Annotated in this window: 18 protein-coding genes; 5 read left to right on the top strand and 13 right to left on the bottom strand. The window is 43.6% G+C overall.

Annotation, left to right across the window (positions count from 1 at the left end):
- Window positions 1–164: 164 nt before the first annotated feature.
- The 4 genes from IEY48_RS15065 to IEY48_RS15050 form a co-directional block, all read right to left on the bottom strand.
- Entirely contained in the window at window positions 165–485 is a 321-nt protein-coding gene (locus tag IEY48_RS15065; RefSeq protein ID WP_188921758.1) for a hypothetical protein, read from the bottom strand.
- Window positions 486–1,386: 901 nt separating this feature from the next.
- The gene (locus tag IEY48_RS15060) at window positions 1,387–2,220 is read right to left on the bottom strand and encodes a sulfurtransferase (RefSeq protein ID WP_188921756.1); all 834 of its coding nucleotides are present in this window, start codon (window positions 2,218–2,220) and stop codon (window positions 1,387–1,389) included.
- Between the two features lie 50 nt (window positions 2,221–2,270).
- Window positions 2,271–2,687, bottom strand: coding sequence for a VanZ family protein (locus IEY48_RS15055; protein ID WP_188921754.1), 417 nt, complete (start codon window positions 2,685–2,687; stop codon window positions 2,271–2,273).
- A gap of 150 nt (window positions 2,688–2,837) precedes the next feature.
- Window positions 2,838–4,334 (bottom strand): aldehyde dehydrogenase, encoded by a 1,497-nt coding sequence (locus IEY48_RS15050; RefSeq protein WP_188921751.1) that lies wholly within the window; start codon window positions 4,332–4,334, stop codon window positions 2,838–2,840.
- A gap of 291 nt (window positions 4,335–4,625) precedes the next feature.
- Here IEY48_RS15050 and aptA point away from each other — a divergent pair, with 291 nt between their 5' ends.
- The 5 genes from aptA (at window position 4,626) to IEY48_RS15025 (ending at window position 9,390) form a co-directional block, all read left to right on the top strand.
- Window positions 4,626–5,978 carry an omega-aminotransferase AptA gene (aptA, locus tag IEY48_RS15045; protein ID WP_188921750.1) on the top strand — a complete coding sequence of 451 codons (1,353 nt, stop codon included), beginning with the start codon at window positions 4,626–4,628 and terminating at the stop codon, window positions 5,976–5,978.
- Window positions 5,979–6,011: 33 nt separating this feature from the next.
- Window positions 6,012–7,511, top strand: a complete 1,500-nt coding sequence (locus tag IEY48_RS15040) for a CoA-acylating methylmalonate-semialdehyde dehydrogenase (protein WP_188921747.1) — start codon at window positions 6,012–6,014, stop codon at window positions 7,509–7,511.
- Window positions 7,512–7,520: 9 nt separating this feature from the next.
- Window positions 7,521–7,889: a cupin domain-containing protein gene (locus IEY48_RS15035; RefSeq protein WP_188921745.1), complete on the top strand. Its 369-nt coding sequence runs from the start codon at window positions 7,521–7,523 to the stop codon at window positions 7,887–7,889.
- A 130-nt stretch (window positions 7,890–8,019) separates the two neighbouring features.
- Complete coding sequence (locus IEY48_RS15030) at window positions 8,020–8,742, top strand: TorF family putative porin (RefSeq protein ID WP_188921743.1); 723 nt, start codon at window positions 8,020–8,022, stop codon at window positions 8,740–8,742.
- A gap of 303 nt (window positions 8,743–9,045) precedes the next feature.
- Window positions 9,046–9,390 (top strand): DUF3634 family protein, encoded by a 345-nt coding sequence (locus IEY48_RS15025; protein ID WP_188921741.1) that lies wholly within the window; start codon window positions 9,046–9,048, stop codon window positions 9,388–9,390.
- Window positions 9,391–9,454: 64 nt separating this feature from the next.
- On the opposite strand, the gene IEY48_RS15020 is transcribed toward IEY48_RS15025, so the two are convergent.
- From IEY48_RS15020 to IEY48_RS14980, 9 genes are all read right to left on the bottom strand, one after another.
- Window positions 9,455–9,955: a DUF3833 domain-containing protein gene (locus IEY48_RS15020; protein ID WP_229786502.1), complete on the bottom strand. Its 501-nt coding sequence runs from the start codon at window positions 9,953–9,955 to the stop codon at window positions 9,455–9,457.
- A gap of 124 nt (window positions 9,956–10,079) precedes the next feature.
- The gene (locus IEY48_RS15015; RefSeq protein WP_188921737.1) at window positions 10,080–10,706 is read right to left on the bottom strand and encodes a chalcone isomerase family protein; all 627 of its coding nucleotides are present in this window, start codon (window positions 10,704–10,706) and stop codon (window positions 10,080–10,082) included.
- Complete coding sequence (locus tag IEY48_RS15010; RefSeq protein WP_188921735.1) at window positions 10,703–11,221, bottom strand: DUF2878 domain-containing protein; 519 nt, start codon at window positions 11,219–11,221, stop codon at window positions 10,703–10,705. The genes IEY48_RS15015 and IEY48_RS15010 overlap by 4 nt, the downstream gene beginning before the upstream one ends.
- 49 nt (window positions 11,222–11,270) lie before the next feature.
- The gene (locus IEY48_RS15005) at window positions 11,271–12,506 is read right to left on the bottom strand and encodes an SAM-dependent methyltransferase (RefSeq protein WP_188921733.1); all 1,236 of its coding nucleotides are present in this window, start codon (window positions 12,504–12,506) and stop codon (window positions 11,271–11,273) included.
- A 99-nt stretch (window positions 12,507–12,605) separates the two neighbouring features.
- Window positions 12,606–13,430: a DUF1365 domain-containing protein gene (locus IEY48_RS15000; protein ID WP_188921731.1), complete on the bottom strand. Its 825-nt coding sequence runs from the start codon at window positions 13,428–13,430 to the stop codon at window positions 12,606–12,608.
- On the bottom strand, window positions 13,427–14,695 hold the full coding sequence (locus IEY48_RS14995) for an NAD(P)/FAD-dependent oxidoreductase (RefSeq protein ID WP_188921729.1): 1,269 nt from the start codon (window positions 14,693–14,695) through the stop codon (window positions 13,427–13,429). The genes IEY48_RS15000 and IEY48_RS14995 overlap by 4 nt, the downstream gene beginning before the upstream one ends.
- A gap of 25 nt (window positions 14,696–14,720) precedes the next feature.
- Window positions 14,721–15,476 carry an SDR family NAD(P)-dependent oxidoreductase gene (locus tag IEY48_RS14990; protein WP_188921727.1) on the bottom strand — a complete coding sequence of 252 codons (756 nt, stop codon included), beginning with the start codon at window positions 15,474–15,476 and terminating at the stop codon, window positions 14,721–14,723.
- On the bottom strand, window positions 15,476–15,979 hold the full coding sequence (locus IEY48_RS14985; RefSeq protein ID WP_188921725.1) for a nuclear transport factor 2 family protein: 504 nt from the start codon (window positions 15,977–15,979) through the stop codon (window positions 15,476–15,478). The genes IEY48_RS14990 and IEY48_RS14985 overlap by 1 nt, the downstream gene beginning before the upstream one ends.
- Window positions 15,980–16,192: 213 nt before the next feature.
- Complete coding sequence (locus IEY48_RS14980) at window positions 16,193–17,602, bottom strand: ammonia-forming cytochrome c nitrite reductase subunit c552 (RefSeq protein WP_188921723.1); 1,410 nt, start codon at window positions 17,600–17,602, stop codon at window positions 16,193–16,195.
- Window positions 17,603–17,630: the final 28 nt, after the last annotated feature.

The following is a 17,630-nucleotide window of genomic DNA, read 5'->3' as shown; positions in this document are numbered from 1 at the left end:
TGCTGACTACAGAAAAGTTGCCAGATAACCATCACATCAAACAGCGCGTTTTCTCGAGCTGATATTTACATAATAAAGAGTCACTCTCAGCTGTTCGGGCTTGTTCAACACTTGGGATAAGGACGCAGCTTCGCGCGGCCTATCCTTATTTGTTAGCAGTTTACTCAGCCGAGCATACGACTCACAAAACCTTGAGTTTCTTCGCTAAAAAGTTGAAGCTTCTCGTCACTCAAAACACCATACTTTTTTAAAGAAACTATTTTCAACAACACATTGTTACGAGTCGGGTTATTAAACATTTCAGCTATTTTTGCATCTTCAGCTTCAATCAAACGATACAAGTCCAAATATGATTGATGCTCTTTACCAACTCGATCATTGGTTATATTTTCAACTTTCTTAAAGACTAAATCACAAGCTTTTGCAGTTAATTCCACTTGTAGCTTCCGAAATAATTTCCAATCTTTCTCTGGTACAGAAGACATATTAAATTCTCACTGACTGCTAACAGCTTATTGATTAATAACATCCTACATTTGCTAACTTATTGTTGTAAAGCAGTTTTATTTAGATCCTCTGGCAAATAAAAACGAGGTTGCTCGTTAAAAGTGGACCCAAGATTCTACAATAAATAAAAATCCATTTATTTCAGTGCATTAAAAAATAAAAAAATTATTTATCGTACTACTTTAGTTTACTTTTTAGCCGATTAAACTTAAAAAAGCTAAGAACCATTGCCGGGACGACGAGAAAGTAACTAACAAGCTTCTATCCAAAAATGAGTTAGATGCCTCAGCTTGAAATGCTTAAATTCAACTCTGAACTTGAGGCCGTTGAAGACTCTTTACAAGTAAATACGTGAGCTGGCATAAGTACAAAAGTACAAAAGTACAAAACAAACACCTGGATCCCGGCTCAAAAACATTGCCGGGACGACGAGCGGGTTGCAACAGGCCTTTTGGCCCGAGTAGAATTTAGCTGGACAAGCGGAAAGTAATTATTAAACAATAGCTTATAGGTATTATTTGTTTTTGTAAATGAATTTTCATTTCTTTAAAAATGCCTAAATTCAACTCCGAAATTGAGGCCGTTGAAGAAAATGACGTAAGCTAGCCATGGATGGCGAGCTAGCTTTAGAGGGGAAGGGACGCCCCATCTGAAGCGTTAGCATTTTCGAATAAGGCTGAAGAACACCGAAACGCGGTCAAAAGCTGGATTCAACCACGTCGCGAAATTATCGCTTTTCAGATAATTTTGATGTGGCGGCTGGGAGTTCCAAGAGGGAACAGCCGTTGGTTTCCTCTTGGTCTGGTGTGAGCGAAGCGCCACGACGTTAGTGGCCGTAGGCCATAAAACAAAAAATACCCACCAATTATTCAATTGACTCTATTCTATTGGCAATGCTGCATCTCCGCCCCACACCGCCCATGAGCCATCGTATAACGCGGCTTGATGATGGCCTGCTACATAAGAGGCTAAAATCAAAATACATGCGGTGATACCAGAGCCGCAAGTGAACACGCGCTGGGCATTATTACTGGTATCTAGGTTGGCAAAAATCGTGTGTAGCTCTTTAGTCGATTTCATTTTAAAACCCTTGAGTACCTGAGCAAATGGCAAGTTTAACGACCCAGGAATATGACCACTGCGCATGCCAACGCGTGGCTCGGGTGACGTACCATTAAAGCGCCCTGCTGCGCGGGCATCAATAATATCCACATTGGCATGGCCCAGGTGAGTTAATACAAATTCAGTGTCACATACTTTATGTTGTAATAAACGCCCTTTTATATCGCCAGCCTGAGTTGGGCTGGCAAATTGGCGTACTGTGTCTTTACCTTCTGCACGCCACTGCGGCAACCCGCCGTCAAGCACAAATACTTTTTCAAAGCCCATGGCTTTAAAGGTCCACCAGGCGCGTGGCGATGAATAAATACCTTGGTCATCGTAAATAACCACGGTGCTGTTATGAGTAATCCCTAAGATTTGTGCCGCCTCTGTAAATTGCTCTGGCGTTGGCATAGCATGAGTTTGTGGAGAATGATGATCAAAAAGTAGTTTATCAATTTGGCACGATACCGCACCGGGGATAACATAAAGCTCATCGTAAACGAGGGGTTCTTTACCTAGCACAACTTCCATGCTGGCATCGAGTATAACAAGGTCTGGATCTTCAAGATGTAACGCTAACCAATCTGTGCTCACTAAAGGAGAATTCACATTATACCTCTCTATTATTTACGATAAAACTCAGTCAAATTAATCCTAACTCAGGCTGTGACACCTCGCTTTTTGTCGAGAATGCGCTGAGTTAAGCAGCTTAAATAACTGAATAAAGTAATCCCTACAGCATCGGCAATTAAGTCGACGATATCTAATGTTCTTGATGGAATAAATCCCTGGCTGATTTCTTCACTCAAGACGAATATTGACACTAGCACAGCACCGTAATAAAGCGGAATACGTCCGAGCGAAAAGTGTCGACTCAGTAACGCTAAATTGGCTACATAGGTTAATAAACCAAATAACAACATATGGCCAACTTTATCGCCATAAGGAATATGACGGATTAAGTCGAAAAAAATACTGTTGCCGCCTGTGTTGGCTAAATAAATGATCCATAAAATAAAACCGAAAAAACCAGAGCTAATAAAGATGGCTAATCGAGAAAATAGAGTATGAGTCATGTAGCATCATCCATGCATAACGATTGAAAATTTAGGTTATGTTCGAAATTTCAGTGTACGCGAAGAGAGCAAAAAGAGGCGTTAATTTTACTTAATAAAAAAGCCCTTTATTGCTAAAGGGCTTTGTTTACATCACTGAGATAATTACCGTTATAAAGCAATCCAGGTGGCTTTTAATTCAGTGTATTTATCAAACGCATGTAATGACTTATCACGGCCATTACCTGACTGTTTATAACCCCCAAAAGGTGCGGTCATATCGCCGCCATCGTAGTGATTAATCCACACCATACCACTGCGTAATGCTTTTGCGGTTTTATGTGCTTTGCTTAAGTTTGAGGTCCACACTGCTGCGGCTAATCCATAAATGGTGTCGTTTGCAATCTTAATCGCTTCGTCCATACCATCAAATTCGATTACCGATAACACAGGGCCAAAAATTTCTTCGCTGGCGATGCGCATGTCATTTTTGACATTACTAAAAATAGTCGGCTGAACAAACATGCCGCCGGTTTCTGCCATCACCTGCTTGCCACCCTCAACGAGCGTTGCACCTTGTTCGGTACCCGTTTTAATGTAGTTAAGCACATTGGTTAATTGCTGCTGATCGACCACCGCGCCACACGTGGTATTAGGGTCAAGTGGATGCCCTGGCTGCCAGCCTTGCATTTCTTTGATAATAAGCTGAATGAGGTCATCTTTAACACCAGATTCAACTAATAAACGTGAACCCGCTGTACACACCTCTCCTTGATTAAAAGCAATGGCAACTGCGGCGGCTTCTGCAGCCGCTTTTAAATCAGGTGCATCGTTAAACACAATATTAGGGCTCTTACCGCCCGCTTCTAACCACACGCGTTTCATGTTCGATTCGCCCGCATAAATCATCAGCTGTTTAGCTATTTTGGTTGAACCGGTAAACACCAACGTATCAACATCCATGTGTAAGGCTAATGCTTTACCCACGGTATGACCAAAACCAGGCAGCACGTTTAATACCCCTGCAGGAATACCTGCCTCTAGCGCTAACTGCGCCATACGAATGGCCGTCAATGGCGACTTTTCTGAGGGTTTTAAAATCACACTGTTACCCGTTGCAAGCGATGGCCCAAGCTTCCAACACGCCATAATCATGGGGAAGTTCCACGGTACAATGGCCGCCACCACACCAACCGCTTCACGGGTGATCATGCCAATTTCGTTGTGTGCTGTTGGTGCAATTTCATCGTAAATTTTATCAATGGCTTCGCCAGACCAACGAATGGCGCGCGCGGCCCCCACAACATCAACGCCTTTTGAGTGTTGAATGGGTTTACCCATGTCTAGGGTTTCAAGCAGTGCAAGCTCGTCTGCGTTTTCTTCTAGCAAATCTGCAAATCGAATCATGATTTGCTTACGTTGTACCGGCGGCAGGTTAGCCCAGGTACCCGCCTCAAAAACTTCACGAGCATTGGCAACGGCTACGTTGGCGTCAACTAAGTCACAACTTGCCACTTTGGCTAATACTTTGCCATCAATCGGGCTAATGCAATCAAAGGTTTCACCAGATGCTGCGCCTTGATACTGACCATTAATAAATGCATTTCCATTAATTTGCAGACTGGCTGCCAATGCTTGCCAATCGCTAAGACTTGTTGGAGTACTCATTGTGACCTCGATTTAATAAATGGATTGATAAGCACCACTCCATGTGATGCCAAACAACGTAATTAGCTTGTGCTATTCAATATATTTACTGTGAATATTGTCACCTGATGAGGCTAAACAGCAAGAAGTTTTCAATATATTTTACAAAATAGTCTAATTTAGTATAAATAAATGCACACACCCCTTTTATGTTCATTATTTTTGACATAGCATAGCAAATATCAATCACTCATAATTTAACCATTATGATTTGGCCAACTGACTAATTTGTTACCTATGTAGAGTCTATTTATGAACGAAATTCAGCGCAAAGGAACGGGCGACTCATCGCAAACATGGCCGAATATGGCGCATTTTTGGATGCCATTTACTGCCAATAAGCAATTTAAAACAAATCCACGCTTGTTAGTGTCGGCACAAGGTATGTATTACACCGACATTGATGGTAACAAGGTGCTCGATGCCACCGCAGGATTATGGTGTTGTAATGCCGGTCATGGCAGGGCTGAAATATCTGAAGCGGTAAGCAAACAAATTAGCCAGATGGACTTTGCACCGTCTTTTCAAATGGGCCATCCATTGGCGTTTGAATTGGCCCACAAACTCAGTGAAATAAGCCCTGATGGACTGGACCATGTATTTTTTACTAACTCTGGTTCAGAGTCTGTCGATACCGCATTAAAAATGGCGCTTTGTTATCACCGCGCCAATGGTCAAGCGAGCCGTACACGCTTTATTGGCCGCGAATTAGGCTATCACGGTGTTGGTTTTGGCGGCATTTCGGTTGGCGGTATCAGTAATAATCGCAAATCCTTTAGCCAACAATTGCTACAAGGTGTTGACCACCTGCCCCATACACTCGACATTGCCAACAATGCCTTTAGTCATGGTCTGCCGCCACACGGTTTAGACAAGGCTGAAGTGCTTGAGCAGCTCATAACGTTACACGGCGCAGAAAACATTGCCGCTGTTATTGTAGAGCCCATGTCCGGTTCTGCTGGGGTAATTTTACCGCCAGAGGGCTACCTTAAACGCTTACGCGAAATCACCCAAAAACACGGTATTTTATTGATATTTGATGAAGTCATTACCGGGTTTGGCCGCGTTGGAGCCGCTTTTGCCAGTGAACGCTGGCAAGTGACGCCAGACATGATCACCACTGCAAAAGCCATTAACAATGGCGCTATTCCTATGGGGGCGGTATTTGTTAGTGATGCTATTCATAATACCTGCATGAATGGCCCAGACGAGTTAATTGAGTTTTTCCATGGTTACACTTATTCAGGTCACCCAGTTGCCGCGGCATCAGCCCTAGCAACCTTGTCTATTTATGAAAATGAACAGCTATTTGAACGCGCGCGCGAGCTTGAATCTTACTTTGAACAAGCAGTCCATAGCCTCAAAGGCCTGCCAAATGTGATTGATATTCGCAACACAGGTTTGGTTGCGGGCATTCAGTTTGCCCCAAGTGATAAAGGCGTGGGTAAACGTGGTTACGCCATATTTGACCATTGCTTTAGAAACGGCGCATTAGTGCGGGCAACGGCTGACATCATTGCCCTGTCGCCACCATTAATTGTCGAAAAATCGCAAATTGATGACATGGTAAATCAACTAACCGATGCCATTAACGCCGTGGATTAATTCATTTTTAGTTTATAAGAAAGGACTGCAAGCATGCTTAACATTACCCATTTTGTGGATGGACAACTGACTCAAACCAGCCAGCGCCAACAAACGATTTACGACCCAGCAACCGGTGAAGCCCGCGGCCAGGTGTCATTAGCCAGCCAGGATGAAGTCGCCACTGCCATTGCTGCGGCTAAAACCGCGTTTGACACTTGGTCACAAGTGACGCCACTCAATCGTGCTCGCGTGTTATTTAAATTTAAAGCGTTAGTCGAGCAGCATGTCGATAAATTAGCAGAACTGATTACCCTAGAGCATGGCAAAGTGCTTGATGACGCCAAAGGTGAAATTACTCGAGGCCTCGAAGTGGTTGAGTTTGCCTGTGGTATACCGCACTTATTAAAGGGCGAACACACCCAGCAAGTCGGTGGTGGTGTTGATGCTTGGTCTGTTAATCAAGCATTAGGTGTTGTAGCCGGTATTGCACCGTTTAACTTCCCGGTAATGGTGCCGATGTGGATGTTCCCGATTGCCATTGCCTGTGGTAACACCTTTATTATGAAACCGTCTGAAAAAGACCCTAGCTCGGTCATGTTCATTGCTGAGTTACTCAAACAAGCAGGCTTGCCTGACGGAGTATTTAACGTCATCAACGGCGATAAAGAAGCGGTAGACGCTTTGCTCACCCACCCAGATATTAAAGCGGTCAGCTTTGTTGGCTCAACTCCTATTGCGGAATACATCTACACCACAGCGTCTGCCCACGGCAAGCGAGTACAAGCATTGGGCGGTGCTAAAAATCATATGTTATTAATGCCAGATGCTGATTTAGATCAAGCTGTTAATTCTTTAATGGGTGCAGCATATGGTAGTGCGGGTGAACGTTGTATGGCTATTTCAGTCGTGCTGGCTGTCGGTGATGTGGGCGACAAACTGGTCGATAAATTATTACCACAAATTAGTGCCTTAAAAGTGGGTAGCGGTATCACCCCTGAAATGGACATGGGACCACTTATTTCAGCACAACATTTAGCCAAAGTGCGGGACTACGTTGAAGCAGGCATTAATGAAGGCGCTAAATTGGTTGTCGATGGTCGCGATATTAGTATTAGCGACCATCAGCAAGGCTACTTTTTAGGTGCCTGCTTGTTTGACCATGTGACACCGCAAATGAGCATTTACCAACAAGAAATTTTTGGCCCAGTGCTCGCAATCGTGCGAGTCGACAATTATGCCGACGCACTGGCGCTAATCAATCAACACGAGTTTGGTAATGGCACGGCAATTTTCACTCAAAATGGACAAGTGGCACGTCACTTTTGCCACCATGTAGAAGTGGGTATGGTTGGCGTTAATGTGCCCATCCCGGTGCCAATGGCCTTTCATAGCTTTGGTGGCTGGAAGCGTTCACTATTTGGTCCACTGCACATGCATGGTCCTGATGGCGTGCGTTTTTACACTAAGCGTAAAGCCATTACCGCCCGTTGGCCACAAGCTAAAGTCGACGCGAACGAACCGTCGGCCTTTATTATGCCAACCATGAAATAAGTGAGCATCATGAATAAAAGCATCAGTGATATCACCCTATTGAGTGGTCAATCTACCGAGGTTGAGTCGTACCACTTAGCCGATGAAAAAAGAATCACGGGTAACCCACTACAGTCGGTGCAAAATCATTTCGAAAGCCCTTGTAAGCAATTTAACGTTGGGGTTTGGCAAAGTGAAGCAGGCAGCTGGTCGGTGAGTTACAGCGAGTATGAGTATTGCGACATTCTAGAAGGCAGCAGCATTATTACCGACAGTAAGGGCCACAGTTTAACGGTTAAGGCTGGCGATAAATTTGTTATTCCATCTGGGTTTATCGGTACATGGGAGGTCGTTGGGTTTTGTAAAAAAATTTACGTTATGTTTGAAGAGCAAGCTTGAGCAAACATAGTGTTTAACCGCCATGCGGTACAGGTAAAACCTATTGGTTTTGACTCTGATAAATGGCATACGCAGTGACTGAATAGTGTAATAACGAGCCACTGTATTATATGTAAATGGAGATGATATCGTGTCGAACACATTAAAAAGAACGCGAATTGCACTGTTAAGCGGATTAACATTATCAGCTACCCTACTCGCTCCGTTAGCGACGGCAGAAGTCTCTGGCGCAGTGAGTGTAACTAATGATTACCGCTTTCGTGGTGTATCACAAACCGCTGGCGACCCAGCCCTACAAGCCAATATTGATTGGAGCCATGATAGTGGCTTCTTTGTGGGTGCTTGGGGCAGCAATGTCGACTTTGATGAGCCAGGTTATAACGGCCCAGACGTCGAAATAGATTTGTACGCCGGTTACTATGGTGAAATTAACGACGACACCAGTTATGACTTCACCTTGTATCGTTATAACTACCCTGGCGACAGTGAGTTAGATTATCTCGAAGTCAGCGCAGGTATCGATTATAGCGGCTTTAGAGCAGCGTATTGGTATACCGACGATTATGGTGGAAGTGATTTAGCCCTGCATTACACTGAAATTAACTACAGCTGGGGATTTGCCGAAGATTGGAGCCTAGATTTACATTATGGCTATAACTTTGGTGACGGCATTGACGATGGAGAAGGCTTTGACAGCTACTCAGATTATTCGATTGGCGTATCAACCGAGTTTAGTGGCTTTAGTGTTTCAATGGCTTATTTAGACACCGACATAGATGGTGATAATGAGGTTAATTCTGGGGTTTATAAAAACTCTGGCACCTTATTAGCTAGCGTAAGTTACGCATTTTAAATACTTAAAGTTTATAAACGGGCTTTAAGACCTAGCTTAGCGCTGGGGCGCTAAGTTATTAATCATAAAAAACCGCCGTTGGCGGTTTTTTTATTATCCGCAATGCCATAATAAGCTTGAACAATGCAATAGCATATACCGTAAAGAGCTTAAACAATGCTCAGCAAGGCTTTTAACAGTACAGTTTGATCAAGGATTAGACCTTGCTCATAGATTTCAACAAAATAGCGTTGCATACAAGCATGACCGGAGTATCTTAAAGCCATAGACTGTATAACATTAATCGCCACCAAGGAGTGCACCATGGCAGACAATATCATCAAAATACTGATCATTGTGGGGTTGTTTTTTCTCGCCTATAAACTGATTTTTACCAGCAGCCGTGGATTAACGATATTTGAAATGCACTTTAAAGATGGCAAGCTAACAAATCACAAAGGCAAAATTCCAGAACGCTTCGAACGCGAATGTCGGGCAATTGCAAAATCAAACAAACTGACCTGCACCATTAGAGCTGAAAAATCAGGTCATGTACGTCTGCATGTGTCCGCTAATGTGGGTGATAATTTAATTCAGCAAATTCGTAATCAATTTCCGTTTGAGTATTACGATAAAAAACAACAAGACTCATCAAAGTTGAAGGGTTAATCGTTATTGACCACCAACAAAAAATGGACTCATTCGAGTCCATTTTTTGTTATTGGATATAAGGTTAATTAGCTTGCTTAGAAATCACCAAAGTGACCTCGGCAACCGTAATACCAAACTTGATAATATCGCTTTTATTAATAATGGTATTTTGATCGACTAAAAACATCCAATCGTCAAAATGTACTTCATATTCGCTATCATCAACCGCCAATAGCATGTCGTAGCGCCAACGCAGTGCACTGCCTTTAGATTCACCTTGTGCGATACCTAAAATGTCATTCGCGGTGCCTAAATAACTGCCGTTACCTTGGTCGATAATGGTCCACACTCGAGTTTGTTTTTCACCATCATCATACACAAACCACTCGTTAATCACCCCTTGCTTACCTTGTGGGGTATCGCTCCAATGCGCCTCCATGGTGACGGTAAATTTACGCGTCACCTTGCCAGAGAAATCTTGCACTATGCCGGCTGCGGTTAATTTGCCATCAAAAAACTCGGCTAAATCAAGCTTTGGGTTGGTGTTGGCATAGTCATCAATTGATGCTGATGAGCATGACATTAACCCGAGAGCCAATAATGCCAGCACAACGGTTTTACCTAACGGCTTAAGCCCTTTTTTCAACAAGTGCCTTGCGGTAAATGCAGAGGATAATTTCGATAACATCGTTCAACCTTAGTTGGAGTTAGTTCATACCAATAAGCTGCTGGCGCAGTTTAGGACGGCTAGTATTTTCAGATAACCAAATCGCTAAAAAATCTTGCGGAAACTCGATATTACTCACTTGAAAATACGGTTTGTCATTAAACAAAAACTCAGCTTTTGCACGGTTGTTGACCATAAATGTTAGCCTGTCGCCCTCTTTTACATCGGGCCAGGCATTAACGAGCTGTTCACGGTATTGGTCAATTTGTTGCTCAGATAAACCCAGATGCAACCATTGGTCGACAGTGGCATCGATTAAGTCTTCAGCATCAATGTCACGGTGGTATTCAATTTCAAGCTTTAATGGCCATTGTTCTGCCTGATACTTACCGTCTATTGAATATAATGTTGCGCTGTAAATGTCGAACCACATCATGCTCATACTGGCTGAACCGACTTGAATCAGCGTTGCAGATGGCTGCGACATCGTTAAAGCCGGCAGTGCTTCAGTGCTGTGCGTTGTTGACGATTGATTGGCTAAAGCATCACTCATACTGAGCGTTAAAATCAGCATAACCACTGCCGCACCCACAACACCAAATGTGAGATCAACCAACCATTGATAAGCATTACTGCTGACGTTAACCGCCCGGTTTAGCGTTTTCATTGCCGACTCTCCTGGGTAACAACCCTAGTGTATTCGCCGCGACTTATCATTAACAATACGGGAAACAACACACTCCAGATCACTGCCAGCACAATTGCACTCACCCACTGACCGTAAGGCAAAACAACTGCATTAAACTCAGCACCCGCAATGTAACTTAAGGTACCAAACACCGCGCCAAATAAGGCTTGTAAGCTTACGGCTATCCGTTGAAAAAACACCAGACTGTATCTAAGGCTTAGGGCAAAGACTAACCATAACAACGCTAACCAATAAGGTGTGTCGGCAAATACAAACACACCAGCCCAAGTAAGCAAAGTGTCAACACTCATGCCAATCACGGCGCACAAACACATTAATTGAAAATCGAGTCGCTGCGATTGAGACAATAAAAAATGGCTCACCACCAGCACAATAGACAATAACAGCAGTTGGTTGCCAGCAAGAACGCCAGCCCACCACACTAATTGAAAAGATAACGCATTTAAGATGATAAATAGCTTTGGATTAGGCATAACTACCTCGTCGCATAAGCAAGCTTGCTCGCAGGATGCGAGCAACGCATCATGAGCGATATTGCGGTCTAACGGCAACCAGATGGACTGTACTCGTGGTTCGTTCTAAAAAGCCGCCTTCGCAGTAACTTAAATAAAACTTCCACATCCTTATAAAGTCATCGCCATAATTTAATGCTTTAATCTTGTCGTATGCCGCATCAAAGTTTTCATGCCAGTGCTTTAATGTCCGCGCATAGTCTTTGCCCATATCACTCACAGACCAGGTGACCATGTCAGTCTTTTTAGCGATGTGTTTGGTCATTTCACTAACCGAAGGCAGGCAACCACCAGGGAAAATATAACGCTGAATGAAATCAACGCTTTTGCGGTAGCTGTTATAACGCTGGTCGGCAATAGTAATCGCTTGAATGAGCATGCGGCCATTAGGTTTGAGTAAGTGCTGCAGCTTTTCAAAAAAGCCGCCCAAGTATTCATGACCTACCGCTTCAATCATTTCAATTGATACAACGCGGTCATATTCACCGGTGAGCAGTCGGTAGTCTTGCTTAAGTAAAGTAATCTTGTCTTCTAGGCCTTCTTGCTTAACGCGTGCAACGGCATAGTCGTATTGTGCGTCTGAAATGGTTGTGGTGGTGACATTAACGCCAAAGTGCTTAGCGGCATAAATGGCTAATGCCCCCCAACCGGTACCCACTTCAAGTAGGGTTTGCCCTGGCGTTAAATCTAAACGCTCACAAATAGTGTGTAACTTGTGGATTTGCGCCTCATCTAACGTACTGTCATCATTAGGATATAACGCACTTGAATACATCATTTCTGGGTCTAAAAACTGCTGGTACATGTCATTACCTAAATCGTAATGCGCTAAAATATTGCGTTTAGAACCCGCTTCAGAATTTCGATTTAATACATGCTTTAAGCGGCTAACACCATTGCTTAACCATGAAAAATACCGCTCAATATTGTCGAGTAATGCTAAATTACGCGCAAACACTTGCACAACTTTAGTTAAATCAGGGCTGCACCAGTGACCTTGAATATAGGCTTCACCGGCACCAATTGAGCCACCAAACACCACCTGGCGGTAAAAATTAGGGTGTATGACCTGCATCGTTGCATGGACATCACTTTTTACATTGCCAAACTCTGTAGTCTGGTTGCCGTCAACAATCGTTAAATGACCTTCTGCAAGATGTGCGAGTGCACGTAATAAAATTTTTCTTGCCAGACTGTCTGATAAACCAGCTTGAGCCATGCTACTTTGTGTGGCTGTATTATCCATTTTTTGTCTCCAGTTCATCACTGCGTAGGCTAAATCACCTTATTCACAGTCAATACGTTGCATCAGTCCATTTGGTTTACAATTGCTTTTACTTACTCGTTAACTATGTTGATTAGATGGCTTTGTCGGCTGCTTACTCACAAAGGGAATACGCTTAACAAACAGCTTGAGTGCTTGCCAATAAATACCCACCATAATATTGGCTGTCATGAGCGGAAAGTGCAGCATAAAACCTCGCATATTTTTCGCGCTGATCTCCTGGCGTTTAAGCACAACACCCGCATCAAACAGTTTATCGTTGCTCGCATTACGATTTTCAATAGTGACCTTTAGAAACTTAGCTGGCGCGGTAATTCGCCACAAGTAATGCATGTCTAAATTCATAAACGGCGACACATGAAACACCTTGTCGGTGTGGGTCGTATTGGCCATATCCACGAGATAGCAATGGCGTTCATTCCAGGGGGTATTACTGACCTCAGCCAGCATATAAACCATTTCGTCATTGTGATAACAAAAATAAAAATTCACCGGGCTAAAATAAAACCCACAATGGCGAATTTGCCCTGAAAAAATCACCTTATCGCACACTTGGTCTGCACCTAAATGCGCAATGGTGGCAAGCACCCGCTGTTTTAACGCGCTAGCGTCATCACCATGGCAGGCTGTTGGCAACACTAATGCATCAGCAAATTGCTTATCCAATTCATTTAAGTAGTCGCTAGGTTTAAATTTTAGTGGGGTAAATCGGTCTGTAGAAAACAATTTACTGGTGGCACATATGGCATCGACTTCGTCTAAATCAATTGCCATCATCGCCAGCTTGTAGCCAAAACTGTGCACTTTAGGCACGTGGCGACGATGGCTCACGGTGCCGGTATAAATGCCGCTATGTAAGGTCTGTGGCGATGAAGTTAATGTCATAAGGTGATCCCAAAAAGATTACACACGTCTACCGCGCTGCGCACGCCGTCTTCATGAAAACCGTTGTGCCAATATGCGCCCGCATAATAAGTATGGCGCTTGCCGTTGATTAGCGATTTTTTAGCTTGCGACTTCATGCTGGCGTCATTAAACACCGGATGGGCATAATTAAATTTACGTAAAATTTTAGTTTCGTCAATTAAATCAGTTTGATTTAAGGTGACACAAAAGGTTGGCGCATCTTTAGGTAAACGCTGCAAAATGTTCATATTATAAGTGACACTCGCAGGGCGCTGGGTGATATCAAGTTCATTTTCACCGTCTAAACGGTAGTTCCAACTGGCCCACGCGGCTTTGCGTTTTGGCAGCACATTAATATCAGTATGCAGTACGACCTCATTATTTTGATAAGCCATTGGGGCAAATATTTCTGTCTCGGCCTGGCTTGGATCGGTAAGCATAGCGAGTGCTTGATCGCTATGACACGTCAGCACCACATCATCAAACTGTTGCCACTCGCCATTAGACACCTGTACCTGCACGCCATCGTCACTGCGTTTAATCCCGGTGACAGGCGAGTTAAGATGAATACGCTCTTTAAAAGGTGCGGTTAATGCTGGAATGTAGCTGCGTGAGCCACCTTCGAGCACATGCCACTGTGGGCGGTCGTTAATGTTGAGTAAGCCGTGGTGCTGAAAAAAGCGGATAAAAAATCGCAATGAAAAGCCGCGCATGTCATCAATACTGGACGACCAAATCGCTGCGCCCATGGGCAAAATATAATGCTCACAAAAAAAGGCAGAAAAGTCATTTTGGTCTAGGTATTCACCCAGCGTGGAATTGGGGTATTTGTCGGCATCATAAATCGCTTTACAGCCGTTGTTAAACCGTACAATTTCGCCAAGAAATTTGTAAAAGCTGGGGCGAAATAAATTACGGCGCTGAGCGAACAAGCTCCATAAATTATGACCGTTATATTCAAGCCCGCTAATAGCGTTGTTCACGCTGAAACTCATTTCTGTGGGCATGGATTTAACCTTAAGCTGATCCATAAGTTTTTCAAATCGAGGGTAAGTACGGTCGTTAAATACAATAAAACCGGTATCAATTGCGTACGACTTGCCTGCCACTTCAACATCGACCGTTGCGGTGTGTCCACCAATATAATCATTGGCTTCAAACACGGTAACCTTGTGTTTACGGCTCAATAAATGTGCACAGGTTAAGCCTGAAATGCCCGTACCAATCACGGCGATATTTTTCATTTAATCATCCTTACTGAAAGCTATTTTAGTTATTTTTCTTTGCTAGCAAAGACACCAGCAATGACTCTGGTAATAACGAAGCCAATTTAAGTAGCCAGGTAAACTTACCTGGAAAGTGAATTTCATTACGTTGGCGTTGCATGCCGTTATAAATGGCCACTGCCGCTTGCTGAGCCGTAATTTGCATTGGCATCGCAAAATCGTTTTTATCGGTTAATGGTGTCTTAACAAATCCGGGGCATATGACACTCACGCCGATGTCGTGTTTAGCTAAATCCACCCGCAAACTGCGGCCTAAATAGCTGATGGCGGCTTTTGATGCACCATAGGCTTCAGCTCTAGGGAAGGGTAAATAGGTGGCACTTGAACTCATTAAGCCAAGTTGGGCACCACTACTGAGCAATGGCAAAAAATGTTCAAGACAATAACCCATTGCAACCACATTGGTGTTAATGACTCGGGCAAATAATGCCGAGTCAAAATGCAATGCATCGTCGATATATTCACAACTGCCCGCATTAAGTATCACCTGTTGTAATTGCCAGTGATTATCGAACAGCAGTTGTTTAAGCTCGGTAGCTGCGGTTTGCACTTGCGCACTGTCGGTAATGTCAAAATCAAGTGGCGTCGCGCCGCTAATGCCTTGCAGCGCCTCGCGGTTACGGCCACAGGCAATCACTTGCATGCCTTGAGCAAGATAATACTCGGCCAACGCAAGGCCGATGCCCGAACTGGCGCCAGTAATTAACACTGCCGGCGTTTTAGCGGTTGTCATTACCATTACTTGGCCGCCCGATTTTTTAACAAGCTAATCAAACCACCTAAAAACGGCACTTGCTCATACAACATTTGCCCAAGGTCAAAATAGTCTCGATGGGCATAGATTTTGTCGTCAAACTTGAGTTGTGACATGCCTTCTACCTGAATATGTTGGCCTTTATTTAACTTAGGGTGCGAGTAAGTCATGGTCCAATATAATGCTGCCTGGCTATTGCTGTGGCTCACGACCACTTCTTTAATATCAAACTCAATGTGGGTGACGTTAAGGTACATGTTGGCAAAGTAACGCGTGAGATCGTCAATGCCATTAACCTGATGCATAGGATCGCGAAAGCCAATATCGTCACGATATACTTGTTGTAGTAAATGTAAGTTATCTTTATTAAGTTGCTGATAAATATTAATAAATGCATCTACAATAGCAGGATGGTCATGGCTAGACGTTGTGTTTACGCCATTTGATGGTTCAGCTGAAGTATCAACTACCGACTGTGCACCTTGCATTAACGAACTCCTCTTATGCCTACTTTGTGAGCATAAAAACAACAATGCCTTATATCACAATAAGATAAAAGTGTTTCATGCTATCAAATTCAGACTTATTCAATTAAGAGATGATACGAGATAAGGTAAAATGCAGATCACTATGGTAGGTAAAAAGCAAAACGCCCAGGCTAAGGCCCGGGCGTTTGTGGTTCAATGGCTCAATAAAACAAATTAATAACCGGTTTTAGCCACCGGATGCCAATGTTTCTCCACTTCTTCTTTAATAAAGGCTTGCTTAGCTTTAACAGCGTCGGCCTCAACAAATCCAATGGCTGCATGGGCTTTTTCTTTAGTGCTGTAGTCTGGATATTCGACTTTTTCAACCGACAATTGGCTCAACACTCTGGCTAATGCTTCACGGCCATAAGTAATTTGTTCGGTTGCCATATCGAGTAACTCAACACCTTCTTTAGGGTTGTGGGCAAATAAACCGTGTGAAGCCATGGCAAAATCCCAACGCCACTGCGCATGGCGAATCGCCATAATAGAATCGTTCATTTGTGGCCATGTTGCACCCGCGTCCCAAGCCGCCTTAGCTTCATAATGGGCTTGAACTAATAAAGACTCTACATTGCGCGCTTTAGCATCAATATTGGCTTTGATTTTATCGAGTTTTGTGACCATAGCCGCTTTGCTACCATGACAACTAGAACAAGCTTGCTCAAAGTTATCCATGGCAGAAGCCACTTTATGATCGGTAAATGCATTACCTTGCTCGTCTTTGGTTTCTGGCATATGACAGGTTATGCAAGTCACGCCTTTTTTAGCATGAGTAGACCGGCTCCAGTGCTCAAATTCTGGGTGACGCGCTTTTAATATCGGGGTTTTCGAAATCGGGTGGATCCATTCGTAAAAACGACGGGTGTCATAATACTTTTCAATGGTGTCAGCGGTATTGCCAAAAATCCACGGGATATTAACCTTGTTATTATTTTCTGGTTGAAAATAATAACTCACATGACATTGCCCACACACTTGGGCGCCTTGCATGGTGCTGTCTTGTTTATCAAATGGCAGTTTAATTTTTGCCATCGCATCTTGAGCATGAGGACGAGGTAAAGCTAACTCCGCACTACCATCAACATGGCAATCACTACAATACACTACCGATTTTATCTCGCGGCCTAAGTCGACAAAATTAGCACCTGAATAACCTTGAATACCCATTTCTTTCATCAGTCTTGGGGCGTCTGGGGTTTTACAGGTCCAACAACTGGCAGATAGCCCTTTATCGCCTTCAGCTATTGCAACACCAGTACGTAAAGTATGAGTGACGTCGGCTACCGCGAACTGATGGCCACGCGGACTATGATATTCTTTTGCAAACGATGAGCCGGCCCACAAAATAATACTGGCAGGATATTGCGCCAACATATCTTCGCGCTCTTCCTGCTCTACGGTTGCCTCCCAAGAAGCAAATTGATTGGGAAATTTAATCTGATTAGGGTCAATTTCAGCGCTTTGCAGTGACCAGGAGGTCAGTGTCAATAATGCCAGTCCGCTAACAATAATACCTAAGCCCGTTTTACTGCGTAAAGGACGAGTGGCTTTCATCATCACGTCTATTATTGGATTAATCATATGCTTACCTTAAACAGAATTTACTCAA

It is taken from the genome of Shewanella saliphila (genome assembly GCF_014648295.1).
Taxonomy (GTDB): Bacteria; Pseudomonadota; Gammaproteobacteria; order Enterobacterales; family Shewanellaceae; genus Shewanella; species Shewanella saliphila.
This window is presented reverse-complemented; position numbering and strand designations above follow the sequence as displayed.

Excerpts from the sequence above, each read along its gene's own strand:
- IEY48_RS14985 (WP_188921725.1), bottom strand. The coding sequence starts at position 15,979 with ATGCAAGGTGCACAGTCGGTAGTTGATACTTCAGCTGAACCATCAAAT.
- IEY48_RS15025 (WP_188921741.1), top strand. The coding sequence starts at position 9,046 with ATGGCAGACAATATCATCAAAATACTGATCATTGTGGGGTTGTTTTTT.
- IEY48_RS15040 (WP_188921747.1), top strand. The coding sequence starts at position 6,012 with ATGCTTAACATTACCCATTTTGTGGATGGACAACTGACTCAAACCAGC.
- IEY48_RS14980 (WP_188921723.1), bottom strand. The coding sequence starts at position 17,602 with ATGATTAATCCAATAATAGACGTGATGATGAAAGCCACTCGTCCTTTA.
- IEY48_RS15050 (WP_188921751.1), bottom strand. The coding sequence starts at position 4,334 with ATGAGTACTCCAACAAGTCTTAGCGATTGGCAAGCATTGGCAGCCAGT.
- aptA (WP_188921750.1), top strand. The coding sequence starts at position 4,626 with ATGAACGAAATTCAGCGCAAAGGAACGGGCGACTCATCGCAAACATGG.
- IEY48_RS15055 (WP_188921754.1), bottom strand. The coding sequence starts at position 2,687 with ATGACTCATACTCTATTTTCTCGATTAGCCATCTTTATTAGCTCTGGT.
- IEY48_RS15015 (WP_188921737.1), bottom strand. The coding sequence starts at position 10,706 with ATGAAAACGCTAAACCGGGCGGTTAACGTCAGCAGTAATGCTTATCAA.
- IEY48_RS14990 (WP_188921727.1), bottom strand. The coding sequence starts at position 15,476 with ATGGTAATGACAACCGCTAAAACGCCGGCAGTGTTAATTACTGGCGCC.
- IEY48_RS14995 (WP_188921729.1), bottom strand. The coding sequence starts at position 14,695 with ATGAAAAATATCGCCGTGATTGGTACGGGCATTTCAGGCTTAACCTGT.
- IEY48_RS15035 (WP_188921745.1), top strand. The coding sequence starts at position 7,521 with ATGAATAAAAGCATCAGTGATATCACCCTATTGAGTGGTCAATCTACC.
- IEY48_RS15010 (WP_188921735.1), bottom strand. The coding sequence starts at position 11,221 with ATGCCTAATCCAAAGCTATTTATCATCTTAAATGCGTTATCTTTTCAA.
- IEY48_RS15005 (WP_188921733.1), bottom strand. The coding sequence starts at position 12,506 with ATGGATAATACAGCCACACAAAGTAGCATGGCTCAAGCTGGTTTATCA.
- IEY48_RS15065 (WP_188921758.1), bottom strand. The coding sequence starts at position 485 with ATGTCTTCTGTACCAGAGAAAGATTGGAAATTATTTCGGAAGCTACAA.
- IEY48_RS15020 (WP_229786502.1), bottom strand. The coding sequence starts at position 9,955 with ATGTCATGCTCATCAGCATCAATTGATGACTATGCCAACACCAACCCA.
- IEY48_RS15000 (WP_188921731.1), bottom strand. The coding sequence starts at position 13,430 with ATGACATTAACTTCATCGCCACAGACCTTACATAGCGGCATTTATACC.